At 49.8% G+C, this 17,305-nt stretch carries 8 protein-coding genes and 1 pseudogene; 6 read left to right on the plus strand and 3 right to left on the minus strand.

Going from position 1 to position 17,305, the window contains the following annotated elements:
* The first annotated feature begins 27 nt into the window (after nucleotides 1-27).
* The 6 genes from rclA to OGY67_RS17880 all read left to right on the plus strand — a co-directional run bounded on the left by rclA (nucleotide 28) and on the right by OGY67_RS17880 (nucleotide 5,064).
* On the plus strand, nucleotides 28-1,353 hold the full coding sequence (gene rclA, locus OGY67_RS17855) for a reactive chlorine resistance oxidoreductase RclA (protein ID WP_286574328.1): 1,326 nt from the start codon (nucleotides 28-30) through the stop codon (nucleotides 1,351-1,353).
* Nucleotides 1,354-1,525: 172 nt separating this feature from the next.
* Entirely contained in the window at nucleotides 1,526-1,756 is a 231-nt protein-coding gene (gene rclB / locus OGY67_RS17860) for a reactive chlorine resistance periplasmic protein RclB (protein ID WP_032941888.1), read from the plus strand.
* An 11-nt stretch (nucleotides 1,757-1,767) separates the two neighbouring features.
* Complete coding sequence (gene rclC / locus OGY67_RS17865) at nucleotides 1,768-2,328, plus strand: reactive chlorine resistance membrane protein RclC (protein WP_008784029.1); 561 nt, start codon at nucleotides 1,768-1,770, stop codon at nucleotides 2,326-2,328.
* Between the two features lie 569 nt (nucleotides 2,329-2,897).
* A complete protein-coding gene (locus OGY67_RS17870; protein WP_048226180.1) occupies nucleotides 2,898-3,593 on the plus strand; it encodes a flagellar brake protein in 696 nt (231 codons plus the stop codon).
* A 21-nt stretch (nucleotides 3,594-3,614) separates the two neighbouring features.
* On the plus strand, nucleotides 3,615-4,196 hold the full coding sequence (locus tag OGY67_RS17875) for a helix-turn-helix transcriptional regulator (protein WP_286574329.1): 582 nt from the start codon (nucleotides 3,615-3,617) through the stop codon (nucleotides 4,194-4,196).
* Nucleotides 4,197-4,296: 100 nt separating this feature from the next.
* Nucleotides 4,297-5,064, plus strand: a complete 768-nt coding sequence (locus tag OGY67_RS17880; RefSeq protein WP_003831149.1) for a putative bifunctional diguanylate cyclase/phosphodiesterase — start codon at nucleotides 4,297-4,299, stop codon at nucleotides 5,062-5,064.
* Nucleotides 5,065-5,209: 145 nt separating this feature from the next.
* Here OGY67_RS17880 and OGY67_RS17885 read toward each other — a convergent pair.
* The 3 genes and pseudogenes from OGY67_RS17885 to OGY67_RS17895 form a co-directional block, all read right to left on the minus strand.
* Nucleotides 5,210-14,553 (minus strand): annotated as a pseudogene (locus OGY67_RS17885) (autotransporter outer membrane beta-barrel domain-containing protein).
* A 195-nt stretch (nucleotides 14,554-14,748) separates the two neighbouring features.
* Nucleotides 14,749-15,327, minus strand: a complete 579-nt coding sequence (locus OGY67_RS17890; RefSeq protein WP_008784033.1) for a helix-turn-helix transcriptional regulator — start codon at nucleotides 15,325-15,327, stop codon at nucleotides 14,749-14,751.
* Nucleotides 15,328-15,944: 617 nt separating this feature from the next.
* The gene (locus OGY67_RS17895; RefSeq protein ID WP_008784034.1) at nucleotides 15,945-17,120 is read right to left on the minus strand and encodes a coiled-coil domain-containing protein; all 1,176 of its coding nucleotides are present in this window, start codon (nucleotides 17,118-17,120) and stop codon (nucleotides 15,945-15,947) included.
* Nucleotides 17,121-17,305 lie beyond the last annotated feature (185 nt).

Here is a 17,305-nt window from a genome sequence, read left to right on the forward strand (position 1 = left end):
CGAACAGTGACTTGGCGGAGAGACAGCATGAATCAGTATCAGGCGATTATTATTGGATTTGGCAAAGCGGGTAAAACGCTGGCGGCAACACTGGCCAAAACGGGTTGGCGGGTAGCGATTATTGAACAGTCAAACACCATGTATGGCGGGACATGCATCAACATCGGCTGTATCCCAACCAAAACCCTGGTACATGATGCTGAGCTTCAGCATGACTTTGCCGAAGCAATGCAACGCAAGGCCTCTGTTGTCAGTTTTCTGCGCGATATAAATTTCCATAATCTTGCCGATCTGGAAAACGTGGATGTGATTGAAGGTCGTGCTGAATTCGTTGATAACCATACTGTGCGAGTCGTGCAGTCAACAGGCGAGATTGAGCTGAGCGGCGAGAAAATCTTTATTAATACTGGCGCCCAGTCAACGATTCCAAACGTTGAGGGATTAACCACGACACCTGGCGTATTTGACAGCACCGGGCTGTTGAATTTGACGCAACGTCCAGAGCGTCTGGGCATTTTGGGCGGTGGGTATATCGGCGTTGAATTCGCATCGATGTTTGCCAACTTTGGTAGCAAAGTCACTATTTATGAAGCAGCTCCGCAGTTTTTGCCTCGTGAGGACCGGGATATTGCTGACGCTATCGCCAACATTTTACGCGACAAAGGCGTCGAGCTGATCCTCAATGCCAACGTGCAGTCGGTCTCCTCTCATGATGGTGCAGTACAGCTGCACATGCCGGTGGGTGCCCAGACGGTGGATGCGCTGTTGGTAGCATCAGGTCGCAAACCGGCGACAGAAAACCTGCAATTGCAGAAAGCGGGTGTGGATGTAAACGATCGTGGTGCCATTGTTGTGAATAAATATTTGCGTACATCGGCAGATAACATTTGGGCAATGGGCGATGTCACTGGTGGATTACAATTTACCTATATCTCACTGGATGACTTCCGTATTGTGCGTGACAACCTGCTGGGCGAGGGGTTACGTAACACGGGCGATCGTCAAAACGTACCGTATTCCGTCTTTATGACGCCGCCGCTTTCCCGCGTCGGAATGACTGAAGAACAGGCTCGCGCCAGCGGTGCGGCGGTGCAAGTCGTGACGTTGCCGGTAGCGGCTATCCCGCGTGCACGTGTGATGAATGATACGCGTGGTGTTCTTAAAGCGGTGGTGGATAGCGAAACGAAACAAATATTAGGCGTGTCGCTGCTGTGCGTGGATTCTCATGAAATGATTAATATCATCAAGACAGTTATGGATGCGGGGTTACCTTATACCACATTGCGTGACCAGATATTTACCCATCCAAGTATGAGCGAATCATTAAACGATCTCTTTTCTCTCATAAAATGATAATAGCGTAGTCTGCATATTTGCCCCACCCGTGTGGGGCTTTTTTTTATTTGTTTTTTATATTCCTGATACTAATTGACAGTTATTCTGGCGTTACGGATGAAATAAAATAAAGTGACATGTTTTATTATATTTCCACTGAAATAACTCGTTAATGGAAATAGAAATGAACATGTTTAAGTCTACGTTACTAATGACTGCGTTACTGACTGCTCCGGTGACATTTTCCGCGTTAGCGCAAACCGAGGTTGCCCACGTTAGCGTATCAGCCGTGTCTGGCTCTCCTTCCGTGGTGGAAGATGCCATTGCGAAACTGGCGCAGGAAAAGAATGCGACTTCCTGGAAAATTACCTCAATGCGCATTGATAGCAGCACTCACGCAACGGCAATTTTGTACAAGTAAGGAGAGCCGGGATGGAAAAGTATCTTCGTATATTGGGCAAAGGCGATAGAGTTGGATTAACCTTGATTCGCCTGAGTATCGCGATTGTTTTTATCTGGATTGGTTTATTAAAATTTGTACCTTACGAAGCCGACAGCATTACGCCGTTTGTCGCCAATAGTCCGGTAATGTCATTTTTTTATGAGCATCCAGAAGAATACAAACAACATTTAACCCACGAAGGTGAATTCAAACCTCAGGCTCGTGAATGGCAGACAGCGAATAACACGTATACGTTCTCAAATGGCCTGGGCGTAGTCGAAGTTCTTATCGCTTTGCTGGTGCTGGCTAATCCTGTTAGCCGTTGGTTGGGATTAATTGGCGGCGTTCTGGCATTTGCCACACCAATTGTTACCTTATCATTTTTAATAACCACTCCAGAAGCATGGGTAATGCCGCTGGGTGATTTACACCACGGATTTCCGTACTTGTCAGGCGCCGGGCGGTTGGTGTTAAAAGATACGTTAATGTTGGCGGGAGCAGTGATGATTATCGCAGATTCATCCCGATCAATAATTAAGCAGCGGTATTGAATTTTTAACGTTGTGCCCTCTGTAAGATAGCAAGCCACTATAGTTCGATTCGGTACTTACCGGGCCAGCAGGATGCTGGCTTTTTTTCTGACTTAAGGTAAATTTATTTAGCATATATAAATTGCAATTATTCAATTTAGAAGCATAACGAGTCAGGGCTATATTTTAGTTAATGATAGAGTGCAGTAAACATCTTCTCTTATCCCCCGCGATAGCACGCCAACCCGCATGTTGCTTAGCCCCTCCATCATGATAGCTTTATTTTTTTCTGTACAATTCTTGCTATTTGTTATCTCAAAACCTCATTTTAAAAATTTTGTTATTCGCTTTTGTTATAGCCAGTACGCAAGTTCGCGTGGTTTTAGGCCTGGCTTGAGCTAGAATTAATTCTGATTAAATGTTTTTACGTATCAATAACTGACTAAAGATAGTTAAAAACTTAATTTTTAACCAACTGTTTGACATGGAATCCACTATGGTAATTAAGCACCAGGGGTGGATGCTGATCTCGCGTTTTGTGAGTAACCAAAGGCGGGACATATCTTAAATATGGAAATAAGGGTTTTAGAATGAGCTTTGGCTTAGCAAAGGAAGACAAGTTTGAAATCATCGCTATCCTTCGTGAAGAGCTTCATAAGAAAACGAAACTGGAAATCCTGTGTGGAGACAGTAGCGTTATCACGCAGTTAGAGAAAGTTGATTTCGAACGGTTTGTCATCTCCGGACACGGAGACATTGTTCCTGAAAAGGTCCAATACTTTATCCTGCACAGCGAAAGCGGGATTGTAAAATTTACTGCCAGGTTCGAACAAACCTCGTCAGCAGGTGCGGAAGCAGGATTATCCTACTTCATCCCGGATATGATTTTCTTTGCCCAGCAGAGACAAAATCAGCGTTTTTCATTCCTGAAGGGCTATGACTTTTTCTGTTTTGGTCGTTACAAAAATGGAGAAAACTACTCTCTCAAGATTAAAAATATCTCGCAGGGTGGTTGTGCGTTAATCGTTAAAGATGTAAACGCCCGTTTTCTTTATAAAGATGCGGTGATTAAAAATGCATCTCTGGATTTCGATACCTTTGGCAGTTTACAACTGGACTTAAAAGTGATCGATGTCGTCCCAATCAATGAATTTGATGAGGATAACCAGTTGTATTCCTGTCATCAGATCTCATGTGAGTTCGACTTTAAAAATCGTCGTGAAGAGACTGAAGTCGAGAAAATCATTATTAAATTTTTAATGAGTAACAAGATTAGAAGCTTATAAGGAACGGTGAACAGGATGTTGATGTGTGGCAGTGATAATTTTGTGGGCAATGGTATGTTTGCCTACCTGACCAGCAAACATGTACCGATACAAAAATTCCAGTTTGAGGATATGTTGCATCAGTCATCATTATGCCAGCATCAAACCATGGTTTTTAATATCATTGATAATGAACAAGCGTGTTCAGACATTGTTCAGTTTTTGAATAAAAACCGATTCAAATTTTATAATAACGTCGTGGTGATTGTTGCTGATAGTTTGGTGGCGAAATTATGCGTAGAGTTATTATATGTCGAAAAAACAATAGTTTTGACTGAAAAATCTTCACTGCGCGATTTTGGTCAATTGGCGAAATTATCAGTCGGGAAATGGAACCCCCGACTGTATCGTTCGCAGAAGAGATTAACCGAAAGAGAACAGCAGATCCTGAACTTACTGGTAAGTGGTTATACAGCCAAAGAAATTTCTGAGTTAGTTAGCCTGAACTATAAAACGATTCAGGCACATAAGATGAGAGTCGTCGCCAAGCTTGGCCTGACCAATACCTCTGATTTAAATAAGTTAATTGTCAGATTTACCCATCCTATGTCTTTTTTACCCTAACCTGACCATTCTTTTCTGATGTAATACACCTAATAGTAGATACAATTTGGGAGTGATTTTGACTGGTTTTTAATTTTATGATTTGTAGAGGGAGAGGGGAATGTTTAATTCCAATGAGGTGCTAACTGCGCTTGAAAAGGCTTTGAATACCAGTCAACTTTATATGGTTTATCAACCTATTTTCAATTTGCATGCCCAGCGTATAAGCGGATTTGAAGCATTAATGCGTTGGAATAGTCCTCAGATGGGAATGATCTCTCCCGATGTTTTTATTACCTTACTGGAAGATAGCGGCAATATTATTTCCATTGAAGATATGGTTACTCACTCTCCGTGGGATGTTGCAACTTCCTGGCCTGACCCCATTGTATTATCCGTCAATATTTCCGCGCTTGAATTCTGCGATCCTCTGTTACCCCAACGCGTCAGACAAAATCTTGCCACTTCCGGATTGCCGGTCCATCGATGCCAAATAGAGGTCACGGAAACGTCACCGCTGTGCGACAGTCAGATTGCGGCTAAAAATATGACGGAATTAAAGGCGATAGGGGTCAAGCTTGCACTTGATGATTTTGGAACCGGCCATGCTAATCTTAATTACCTGTTGAAATATCCTTTTGACACTTTAAAAATTGATAAGGAATTTGTCACCGGTATTGAGCCCGACACCCGATCAACGAAGATTGTTGAGGGTATTATTTCACTGGCGCATAATTTTGGCATTGAAGTTCTTGCCGAAGGGGTGGAAACCCAGTCCCAGCTGGAGCGGTTGATGCAGATTGGTTGTGACAAAATTCAAGGCTTTTTCATTTCTCCCCCGGTGCTGGCAGAAGAGATCCCTTCACTCTTAGCACAATATAATCGTTAATCCCTCCTTTTCACGTTTCCCAACCCCTTGGTTGTTCCGCGTTGCTGTTAAGTCTGTAGGCCTGATAAGCGTAGCGCATCAGGCGGCTTTGAACGGCAAAAAAAAAGCCCCCTGCAGAACAGGGGGCTGGTGAGTTTATGTCAGCTTAGAACGATTTCTTAAAGCCGATAGAGGCATTGACCGGCGCTTCTACCTGCGATTTACTGCCGCCGTTGCTGAATTGCGTACCCAGCTCACCGTAGACCTGCAGGTTTCTGTCGATGGACCATGACAGGCCGGCTGCAACTTCAGTGCTGGAGTACTGCTGTGAAGATTCCAGCGTGGTGGTGGCTACCGCATTGGTAAAGTGCGTTTTGTCTTTTGAACCCAGACCCTGCCAGACGTTTACCCTGCCATACGGCTGGAATTTGCCATGGTTGGTGTCATAGTCAGCGACCAGACGCACGCCCAGACGCGCGGTAAAGGAATCCGCAGTATCCATTTTCACTTTCGTTGGGGTCACACCATCCAGCGTGCTGTTATCAAAGTCGCTGTACTGGTAGATCAACTGAGCCTGAGGTTCCAGACTCCATGCGCTGGCACCTAAACGGAACGATTTACCTACCTCTGTCGACGCCGTCAGCGTGTTGCCTCTGACCGTATACGAGCCGTTGTTACCGGTCGCCTCCAGGCGGGATTTATGGTTACTGTACTGCAGGACGTTATCAACATACATACCGTCACCCGAGAACCAGGTAGCATAGCCGCCGACGTAAAATGCGTTGTCGTCGATGTTACCGCCTTTGCCATCGCTGCCTGTCTTCGTGCCTTTCACGTTGCTGTCGATATCAAGGATGCTGGTATACATCCCGGCTTTCCAGCTTTCGTTAGCATACATATCAACGCCGACCTGAATGCCCATGGTATGGGAGCTGGTTTGTGTACCGGCCGCGTCATCCAGTTTGGTTTTACCGGAGTAGCCAATCATTCTTGCCCACGCGCGATTGTCTTCATCAATGCCCGGTTTAACCTCGTCACCCATACGTTGGTGCATGTTACCCAACAGGCTAAGATCACCCTGACGTACGACGCTGGCGAGGCCAGAATACAGCATGGTTTCTGGACGGTATTCACTTCTCAGATACCAGTTTTCACCCTGGCCCTGAGCATTACCCGCATGCAGTTGGTACTCAAACGCACCTGCAGCCATACGATCGGCGGCAAGATGGAAGGCATCCCGCGACGTTTGTGCGGTGGTGGTTGCGCCATTGAGCGCTGTCACCACTTCGATACCATCCCCAATGGTCGGCGCGCCGAGACCAGAACCATCGACATCCAGCAGCGTGCTACCGCTGGCTTTACCGCCATCGATAATCAGACGGTCGGCAATGCCTGAGCCGCTACCATTCTGGATAGCCGCCATGTTGATAGTCCCTTTTTCGCCGGTGTAATCCCCTTTGACGGTTAAGGTTGTGCCAGTCTGCTGACCGATGAGCGAGACATCGCCACCGTTGCTCAGGCCCGCTACCGTTTGGTTGTAACCCTGAGTGTTCAACGTGGTGTCTGCGACCACATAGTGGTGCGATGCGCTACTCAGGGTGTTGGCATTACCCGCTTGCAACACGCCGTTGGCGATCAACGTCGCGCCGCTGTAGCTGTTTTCGCCTTGCAGCTCGGTAATGCCGCTACCGGTCTGATGCAACTGGCCTTTACCACTGATATTGCCGGTCAGCGCCAGGGTATCGCCACGATTGACGTTGAGTACGCCGTTATCAACGACATCCCCCTGAATGCTGCCGATATCACCGCCGTTACCCAGCTGTAAAACGCCTTGTTCGATGGTGGTGCCACCGGTGTAGGTGTTATCCAGCGTCAGGGTGAGGGAGCCTTTACCGGTTTTGGTCAGTTGACCGTTACCTTCGACTTCAGTCAGCAGAGAAACGTCATGTCCGTTGGTGTCGAATGTCCCGCCGCCGGATTCCAGCGTCACCTGACGGGCAGTATCAAACGCTTCGCCATACTTCAGCGTACCACCATTAAAGGTAATTCCCGTATCTGCCGCACCCAGGTTGGTATCGCCCGCTACCTGCAGCGTCCCGGAGGTGATGGTCGTTCCGCCGCTGTAGGTGTTGTCGCCCGTGAGGATGAGGGTACCGAGATCGCCTTTATTCAGGCCGCCGGTACCGCGGATAACGCTGTCGATAGTCGCGGTGTAGTTGGCGCCGTCTACTGTGCCATCGCCAACGCGAATCAGGGTGTTGGCCGTATCGGTGGTAATGGCTTCGCCACCCACGCGATAACCATCGGTGGCGAACTGCGCGCCGCTGATGATGACGTCGCCTTTGCTGTTATCGACGGTCACGTTGCCTGCTTCACCCTGGAAGACGGCAAACGCGGCATCGGTAAACGGTGCGTTCAGCGCGCCTTCCGGCGTTGATTCATCGGTAGTCCAGTTGTCGTTACCCTGGCTGGATTGCCAGATACCGTCGCCGCCGTTGATGACGCCGTTGTTTTTCAGCTCGCCATTCTCACCGCCGGTGCCGTCCCAGAAGCGCAGCGTTAGTCCTGCGTGGTTGACCAGGTTGACCTGATTTTTCACCGATGTCTGCACGTACAGGCTGTCAGCCGCTTCCGGCGCGTTAGCAATATCCATCACATTGTTGGTCAATGTGCCGGTGTAGTTGATGACGCGATAGACGCCGACATCAAAGCTGCCGCCCGGTGAGGTTTCAATGTTGAGCTTACCGTCGAGCGTCAGATCGCCATTTACATCAATCAAGTCGTTGAAAGCACCGCCCGGGGTGTAAGCCTGACCAAACTGATAATCCAGCTGTGCGTTATCACTGAGCGTCAGCGAACCGGTAGTCAGTTTACCCACGCTGTTGATGGCCGCACCTGCGGTAATATGCGCGTCGTCCAGCACATCAACCGCGCCGCCAATAATTCCGTTTCCGCCGAGCGTTGCCCCGGATTTTACCGTCACCTGGCCGGTAGCCGCAGACTGATTACCGTTGACCAGCAGCACGCCTTCATTGACGTCTGTGGTGCCAGTGTATGTATTATCGCCGGTCAGCGTTAACGTGCCGTCACCGATTTTCACCAGGCTGCCGTCGTTGCCGCTGATAATGCCGCTGATGGTGTCATCAAGATGCAGATTACCCAGCGACAGCTCTTTATTGCCCAGTTCGACATTACCCGCGCCTGACAAGGAGCCGATCGATGTTGCGCTGTCGACTGCGCTGATATCGACCTTACCGCCCGCCAGGTTTTTAACGACGGTATTTTCTGCCATCGCCTGGTCAGCAAAGGTCATCAGTCCGCTGTTGTTCACGGTGGCATTACCGCCGCTGGCGTCTTCTTCCAGCGCCAGAGTACTGTCTTTTGACACGTTAACCGTCGCGTTGCCCGCGGTGGCGTTGTTGGTTAACACCGCTTTCGCCGTGCCCGTCAGGTTCAGCATTGCGCTCGCTGCGGTGACGTTATCTGCCAGCGTTAACAGGCTGTCGGCGATGTTCATAGTCAGGGATTTCAGGCTGGTATCTGTCCCGCTGACATTGAGCGTCGCGCCCTTATTGACGTTCACGGTGCTGCTTTCGTTACTGCCAAAGGCTCCGGTTTTGCTGACGTTGACCGTCACATTGTTGGCGTTTCCGGTACCGGCAATTTCTGTGTCGCCTTTGTAGCTGTTTGCGCGGTCGAGCGACAAGGTGCTGCCCGCATCGCTAGAGCTGCTGGTGACTTTCAGTTTACCGTCGCCAGTAATCTCACCGGTTGGCGTGAAGTGGTGCGAATTGAGATCGAACACCGCTGCGTTCTCATTCGCTCCCAGCTCGATGGTGCGATTGCTGGTCAGGTCCGCGCCCAGTTGCAGCGTTGAACCGTTATTGATTGCCAGGTCAGTTCCGCTCTGGCCGAGATTGCTGTCGGAGGAGATCTGCAACGTGCCGCCATCAATGCGCGTGCCGCCGCGATACTCGTTATCGCCGCTGAGGATCAGACGGCCAAGGTCGGTTTTCACCAGCGTCAGCTTGTCAGCAGTACTGGCTTCGCGGATAACAGACTCAATGGTCGCGGTATAGTTTTGCCCCGCGCCACCGGCGCCAACGCGCAGCAGCAGTTCGCCTGTTCCCGGCGTCTGGCCTGCGTGGGTCGCGTTTTCAGTGGTGGCATACGCGTTAAGCGCATCGCCTTTAACGACATAGCCATCGGCATCAAACTGTGCCCCGGAGAAGTTAACTTCTCCCGCGGCGTTGTCCACGGTAACTGTACCGCCTTTGGTGGTGAAGACGGCGAAGGACTTCTGTGCCCAAGGGGCGTTACCTTCACCGGTTGCGGTGGTCCAGTTGTTATCACCCTGGCTGCCGATTGCCATCCATTTGCCATCGCCACCGTCAATTTTGCTGTCGCCTTCAATACCCGACGCGCCGTGGCTCTGATTGACGGTTGCGCCGTCCCAGAACTGCAGGGTAACGCCGTTGGCGTTCACCAGGTTGACCTGTTTGTCGATGGAGGTCTGGACAAAAATATTGCTCTTATCCTGACTGTCCGGTATTGCGCCTAATTCCAGCGTCTGGTTATCCAGCGTGCCGCCGTAGTTATAGATACGGTACACGCCCGGTCCGAAGTTACCGCCCTGTGAAGTGGTGACATCCAGAGTCCCGTCCAGTTGCAGATCGCCCGCGACGTTAATCAGATCGTTTAGCGCGCCGCCTGGCGTATAGGCCTGACCCAGTTCGAAAGCGGAAGTCGTTTTGCTGCCAAGCTGCAGATTACCGTTAATGGATAACGTACCCGCACCACCGTCGCCTGCGCTGAGGGTCGTGGCATCGTTCATCAGCACGTTGCCGCCGATAGTGCCATTACCGCCAAGTGTGGACGTGCCGCTAACGGTGGTGGCACCGCGCGCCGCGCTTTGATCGCCATTCACCAGCAGCGTGCCGTTGGTAACGGTGGTGTCGCCGGTATAGGTGTTATTGCCGTTCAGACGGGTAATGCCGCCGCCGATTTGCTGCAGCGCGCCAATACCGGAGATCACGCCGTTGAGCAGCACGGTGTTGGCGCGATTAATCGCCAATATGCCGTTGTCGATAATGTCTGACACGGCGCTGACTTCGCCTGTATTTCCGCCGTCACCCAACTGCAGCGTACCGGTTTGAGCGATAGTGGTAGAGCCGGTGTAGGTATTGTTAGCGGTGAAGATCGTGGTACCGCCCGCCGCACGTTCGAACTTCCCGTCACCGCTGATGATACCGCGATAAATTTGCGCCGCTGAAGCATCACCCTGGGTATCGAAGATAACCCGGCTGCCTGTGCCCTGGGTCGTAACATTGTAATCGCCAATGCTTGCGGCAGTACTGGTCGGCTCGACGTGGTCGCCGGTGCTCAGGGTTGCGCCATTGTTTACGGCAATGGTTTTGCTTGCCAGCGTCAGGTTTTCTACGACCCGGACATCTGCGTTTGAGCCGCTGATGGTCAGCGAATCCCAGCCGGTGCCGATGTTGGTGCCAGTGGTCAGGTTGTCGCTCGCCAGCGTACCAATCTTCGCACCTTTTGTATCGGTGAAGGTGAGGGCGTTGCCGCTACCTGCTTCAGTAGTGATGTGGCGTGTTTTATCCAGCGTCACATTGCCGATGTTGGCTTTATTGTTACCGCCAGTACCGGCGAAATTCACTTCACCCGCATAGGAGCCACTACGCCAGTTAAAGATGTCCGCACCTTCGCCGGTATTGATTACGCCGCTGGTTACACCGCCGCTGATATCAATGGTGTCATTGCCTTTGCCGGACTGAATGGCCACGGCCGTGTCGTTGATGGCCTGCAGGGTTCCCGTGTTGGTAATGTTTTACTGCTGTCGCCGCTGGCGTCAATAACCGGTGAGGTGGTGCTGGCAGAGATAATCTTGCCGCTGTTGGTCAAGGCGCTGACGTTCTTCGCGATGATCGCCGAACCGCCTGCGTCGTTATGCACGTTAATGTCGGCATTGGTGGTGACATTACCGTTGGTATTAGCGCGGATACCGCTGCCTTCGCTGTTCAGCACCTCAATGGTGTAGCCTTTGCCGATGGTCAGATCGCCCGATACCGAGCTGCCATCGCGTTTTTCAAAGGCAAAGCCGGTACCTTTCCCGTTGACGTTGAGGATATTTCCAGCGCTGTCTTTATCGGTCATGGTCAACGCCACGCTGGTGCGGATGCCTGCGCCATCGTTGGAGTTTATGGTGACGTTTCGTAACAGGATATTGTTATTGTTAGCATCGTTTTGAATGCCAGCACCGTCACCCTTTGCACTGATCTCCACATTTTGCGCGGACAGAGCGCCAGCGCCTTCGGCCAGACGAATACCGTCAGCGGTGCCATCGGTAGTAATACTGTCGCCAGAAATACCGTTAATCAGCAGGCTGGCTCCTTGAGTGAGCAGAACCCCAGCAGTACCATCATCAACCTGAACTTTGCCCAGCTTATTAATCTGCGCGCTGGTACCTGAAGCCCTAACACCGATGCCGTTGCTGACATGCAGGGCGCTGGAGGAGTTATTGGTTAAGCTCCCGTCTTTTTGAACATCAACGCCGATGCTGTCGACGCTGGCCAGATCAATAATCGAGTTGGTATCCAGGATCAGGTTGCCCTGATTCCTCGCCACATAGGCGATAACCTCATTGCCGCTAGCTTCAGAGGTAATCTTCGCGTTGGAGGTGAGGGTGGTGCTAGTCGGATTACCCTGCGTGTCACCATTCAACTGGTGAGCCTGACCATCCACAACCCCGGCAACGGTTCTTTCGCCGGTTAAATTGATGGTCGTTTTATCGCTGATAGTTCCTTTCGCGCCGCCTTCGATAACCAGCGCCGCTGAGTCGCTACCCTTAACGGTAAACGTAGCTTCACCGGTATCTACGCTACTGCCAGCGCCGGTGGCGAGAACGCCCACGGAATTCTTACCGCTGAGGGTAAGATCAAGGTTGGAGCCAGCCTGACCATTCGGCGGCGTGGTATTCCCGGCCAGCAATGCGCCATTGGCGATACGGAAAATGGTGGTGCGATCCTGACCATTGTCATTCATCACCGCCTGACCAATGTTGGCGGTAGCGCCTTTACCAAACAGGTAATAACCAATCTGATCGGTGCTGTTAAATGTCGGGCTACTCAGACTGTCAACGTTAGCGATGGCGTTATCACGTACATGCACACCGATGTTACCGGCTTTATCCAGCGTAATGTTGGAGTAGACGTTGACCACAGCCTGGCCGTTAGCGCCGCCTTCTGCCCAGATAGCGTAGTTACGGTTACCGACACCGCCTTCACCGTCCACCACGATAGAGCCTGAAGCGCTGGTGGTGACTTCGGCATTTTTGTTATTGGCGCTAACATGGATCCCCACGTTGTTGGTGCCATTTACGTTAATCTTGCCGTCGTTGCGGATTTCCTGATTATTTTCCGCGCCGCTGTCGCGTACGGAGATGCCGTAGTTCTTACTGCTGCCCCCGCCAGAACCTCCATTGATCACGATATTGCCGGTATTGAGGACGTTGCCCGTGGCATTCCCGACCAGAATCCCCGCGGCGTTGCGTATGCCGGTTCCCAGCGTGATCAGACCGTTGTTAATCACCTCTTTGGCACTCTTGGTCATGATCCCGGCGCTCAGACTAGAGCCGCCAGCCATCGTGACATCTTTAGACGGATCGCTTGCGTCGCGACCAAGATAAATTGAGGCATCCTGAGCGTTAGTGAAAGTGGCATTCCCGGCAACTTCTACGCCATAAGCGGTGCCTTTGGCAAAGGATGCACCGTTTTTGCGCCCGTCCACGACGTTGATATCGCCGTTGTTGACGCCTTGCGATTCGTCAGACAGTTGCATGCCAATAGCCAGCGTCAGCGAAGAATCTGGCTCATCCTTACTCCAGGGATCTGCTGCCGACGCGGTACCAAAGTTATCGGTGGTGATCGCCTGGTTAATGGTGCCGTTGTTTGCTATCTGGCTGGCGCCTTGCCCCTGCATGCCAAATGCGCCATAGCTGTTGACGTTTTGATTGCCGTCTTTGTCGATAAACAGCCCGGAGTTGATGATCCCGTTGTTGGTTGCCGTTGCGTCTTTTGCCAGCATGCCAATCGCCAGACTCTGCCCGGTAGACGTGCGTAATGCGTTCAGCTCGCCAAGGTTAGTGATAACCCCGCCATTAAGGGATTTCATGACACCGTTAATACTGCCGTCAACGGCAATAATCGCATCTTTGTTTAGGGTGCCGGAGGTGCCTGCACCGTTGGCGTAAATAGCATGCAGCTCACCGCGGCCAGCGGTCGCGTTATTGCTATGCGACAAGCCGTCGGTCCAGACGTCGTAATCCCAGGTAAGCACGTCTGAAGACTTGCTGGAGTTGATCAAGCCATCAATCAGCTCCGCATATTTTGTCTGCGCGGCGGTGACGGTTGTGATATCACCGTTTTCAACATCCAGCCACAACTGCAGTTGGCTGACCTTTTGCCCTTCAGGGTTTTCTGCTGCGTCGCTGCTTTTACCCAACAGCCAGTCGTTAAAATCGGCCAGCTCCTGCGTGCTGGTAATGTTAAATGTGCGCGTACCCGTTTCGACTACTTTACCGTCTGCATCATAGCCGTAGGACATGAGTGTTACATCATCGCCAAACACGGAGGTTTGCGCTGAACCGGCGAACGTTTTTTCAGGGACAACTGGGGCGGCGTTAAATTTTATATAGTTATCGGATTGCCAGTTAACCTGGCTACCTGCGTCCTGAGCCTCCAGCAAGGAGGAGTCTTTAGCCAGCAACTCGATAGTATTGGCTTTGTCACGGACATTGAGCGTGTCGTTGCCAATATCCAGATTGGCTATGGAGCCATTTGTCGCCAGCGCGATGCCAAATTGTTTATAGATTTTAGACAACGTTGGATCGTAGGTGTTTAATACCGAATCGCCGATCTGTGATTCGGTAAGAAAACTACTTAACTCTTGGGTATCAAAGACTTTAATTGATGCTGGCTCACCAGGAAATGCCGGGTCGTTAATAGAGAATTCTGTGCTCTGTGAAGGCGTCGACGACCGGTTGTACGTCAGGTATTCCGCCAGCTCTTCAGCATTAGTAATCGTTTTTACGCTCTGGTCAGGGCTGGTGGCCTTAAGAATGATTTTTTTTGTTTGCAGCAGCTCTCTGATGGTCGTTGATTCAACAACGCCACTTTGACCCGGACTGATTGTTGGGATCGCTCCGCTGATATTGAGCGCCTGACCAGCAGTGATATCTTTATATAAGAACCCGTAGTCGTGGATTCCCGTATAATCCCCAACGGAAATACCTGCCTGGTAGTCGGTGAAAATATTGTGATCACCGGTGTCGATAATCGGATCAGCGGAAACCTGCATTGAAGCAGCGCTTAATGCACCCGCTGCTAATACCGCAACAGTTTTGCGCGAGCTGCTTTTTTTCTTTCCTTTGGTTAATTCAGAAACGACCACCCAGATACCGAGCGCCGCGTTCCAAATAATGCTGTAAACTTTGTTCATATATAACCCTCGTCTACATTCCTGTTATGCATGTGTTAATACATTGAGTTGTTGGCTATGGTTGGCACGCGGATGTGCTACCCGGTAATAGTTTTTTGGGAATAGGGTTTCCTTCCGTGCGATGCGGAATTAAAAAGCGAATCGAAAGAAAACTTTTTAAATAATAACCGTGATAATTGTCCTTAAATAAGTCAGTTACGGCTGGCTATAGTGGGAAATGGTGTACTTGAGCCGGGTGTTATTTTTGCCGAGTTTTCTGGCAATATTGCTTTTGTACGCCCCGATGGTTTTTTCACTTTTTTGTGATGCCCCGGCGATTTGTGTCAGTGACCATCCTCGGGCAAGCATCATCATTACGTTGAATTCGTTTGCTGTGATCTTGTTGTGTAATGCTTTGATATTTTGTTGGTTATTGTTTTTTGTGATACGTGTAACGGCATGGTGTAGCCGATCAAGACTGGCATCTTGATCAAGAAACAGCATGTTCTTCCCACAAACGGTTTGAAAAAGAGTAAAAGTAGCTTCATCTGCCAAAACAATAATTTTGGTGACAGGTCGTAAAGCCATGTTGCGGATAATCCTGGCATATTTTAAAAAATCTGATTTGTCAGGATTAATGATGATGCAATCCGTTTCATAGGGAAGCATTTTGACAGCAGAGAGCGTCTGGGAGGAGTAATACGCGATATCAATATATAATGATGAGCCACGTAGGATTTCTCGCATGCCTAGCCAAGGGTAAATTGAGTCACCCAAAAAAATAGCCTTTGACATAACGATCTCCTTGAAATTTTGGTGCAAGCAGCCGCCTCTTTTTGTAGGTTAAAAAAGAGTTTCTTGCGACGCGTGAAATGTTAATTAAATCTCGTATTACGTTCTGTGCTGTGAACGTATCCTTATTAATTCCAGATTAAACAGATATTCTCTGTATTTATTAGAATCATTAACTATTCTTAAAGTAGATATTACACTTTGTTAAAATTTAAGATAAATCGTTTATTTCAGCTCTGCGTAAATGATTGATAGATTTCGCTTATGAATCGCATGAATAATGATTGAGTGGTTTCTATAAAGACAGGGTATTCCTATCTGTTTTGGAGGGAATTTATATGGAAAACATTATATTTCAGATGGATACCCGTTTTTCTTAATGGGCTTACTGGTGTGTAGGAGAATTCTTAATCAAGACCAGGACAAAGAGAAGGGGCGTCGAGGGGAAGAGAGAAATATCGCTAAATTTGCAGTTATCGACCTGAAACTCGAGTATCCAGGTTGATAATTCTTAGCGTTGTGATGTTTTTAGGGAATTATCCTATTTTTAGCTTTTTGTGCTTAATTTTAAAAACTCACTTGAAGAGGTTATTTTTTCTGATTGCTATTGCTGATAGGGCTTAGCCCGCCAACAGTTCCTGTTCAACCTGATGTACCTGCTGTTCCAGTGTATTGCGGATTTCCGTAAGCGCCCGTTGTTGATCGGAGAAGTAGGCTTCTTTATCTGTCACGGAGGTGGCAAGCCGCCAGGCGTTTTCGGCTTCCAGTTCGGTAATCTCTTTGAGCAGCGCGTTAATTTGTTCTCTGAGCTGCTGTATTTTGCTGCGTAAATGCTGCAAATCGTTCAATCGGTCACTGGCCATCATCGGTTCGAGGCCGCTTTGCAATTGAGTCAGTAGCGCCCGGACGGTGGCAAGATCGGCATTTTGGCGCGCCTGGTTAAGCTGCACCATCATCTGATGCGCTTTCTCTTTCAGATCATCGGCTACCACGTCCGGGTGGCAAAGACGGCTTGCCTGACGCCACAGGCGTTTTAACTCATTACGTTCATCAGAGGAAAGCCGCTGGTCACGGCTAAAACGATGCTGTGCATCCTGCTGCTGCTCCTGATATTCATCATATTCATGGCTGGCCTCTTCCTGTGCCTGACGGGTTGCGCTGTCATCCTGGCGAGAAAAGTCGTTTTCCAGCTCACGAATCTCCGCCAGCAGGGCGGTAATCAGTTCAGTTTGCTGCTGAATACGTTGGCGTGTTTCCACCGATTCGCGCGAATCTGAATTCTGGTTCATCCAGTGCTGCTTGAGCCTGGCTAGTTGATCAACAGCCTGGGAAATATAGTGCTGACAGGATTGATAGTCTTTTTCCCGGCGTTTTCGCTCCGCTTCCTGTTTGCGCTGGGCACTGGCGGCGAGCTGTTTACGCAGTTCGAGAATGCGGCTCATCAGCGGTCCAAGACGAAGGTGATACAGATCGTTGAAATCATCGAGGATTTGAATGCGCGTGTTACGCTTATCGATCAGGTCACGCAACTGTGTTTCGAGTGCTTTGAGTTCCAGCTTACTGGCGGCAATGGCGGGGTCCTGCCACGTAGAGACTGCCCGTTGAGATTGCAGCCAGGCTGAGATTTCCCGCAGGGCATCACCAAAGCGTCGTTCTTCGATCGCCTGCACAATGGTGCCAGGTACGACTGACAAAGGCTCATTTTTAAGATGCGCCACCTGCTGGAAAATAATCTCCTCATCTTCCAGTTCAATAGCGCTTTTGACGATTTCCAGTCGTTTGATGATCTTATTCATGACAGTCATTGCCTGGCCTGGCTAAAAAACGAGTGGCTGAAGTACAACAGGTTCACCCGTTTGAAAATGTTAGAAAAACAGTAAAGCGCATTCTGTGGCCTGCGATGCCTTTTCGTCCAGAATAATTCACTGTAATTATGAAAAACCGGAAGTCGCGCGCACCTGTCTGCATCTTCAAACCTCTG

The organism is Citrobacter sp. Cpo015 (genome assembly GCF_030333035.1).
GTDB lineage: Bacteria > Pseudomonadota > Gammaproteobacteria > Enterobacterales > Enterobacteriaceae > Citrobacter > Citrobacter portucalensis.

Bases quoted from the DNA above. Each gene is read 5' to 3' on its own strand.
- rclB (WP_032941888.1), top strand. From the start codon at position 1,526: ATGTTTAAGTCTACGTTACTAATGACTGCGTTACTGACTGCTCCGGTG.
- OGY67_RS17880 (WP_003831149.1), top strand. From the start codon at position 4,297: ATGTTTAATTCCAATGAGGTGCTAACTGCGCTTGAAAAGGCTTTGAAT.
- OGY67_RS17890 (WP_008784033.1), bottom strand. From the start codon at position 15,327: ATGTCAAAGGCTATTTTTTTGGGTGACTCAATTTACCCTTGGCTAGGC.
- rclA (WP_286574328.1), top strand. From the start codon at position 28: ATGAATCAGTATCAGGCGATTATTATTGGATTTGGCAAAGCGGGTAAA.
- OGY67_RS17895 (WP_008784034.1), bottom strand. From the start codon at position 17,120: ATGAATAAGATCATCAAACGACTGGAAATCGTCAAAAGCGCTATTGAA.
- rclC (WP_008784029.1), top strand. From the start codon at position 1,768: ATGGAAAAGTATCTTCGTATATTGGGCAAAGGCGATAGAGTTGGATTA.
- OGY67_RS17870 (WP_048226180.1), top strand. From the start codon at position 2,898: ATGAGCTTTGGCTTAGCAAAGGAAGACAAGTTTGAAATCATCGCTATC.
- OGY67_RS17875 (WP_286574329.1), top strand. From the start codon at position 3,615: ATGTGTGGCAGTGATAATTTTGTGGGCAATGGTATGTTTGCCTACCTG.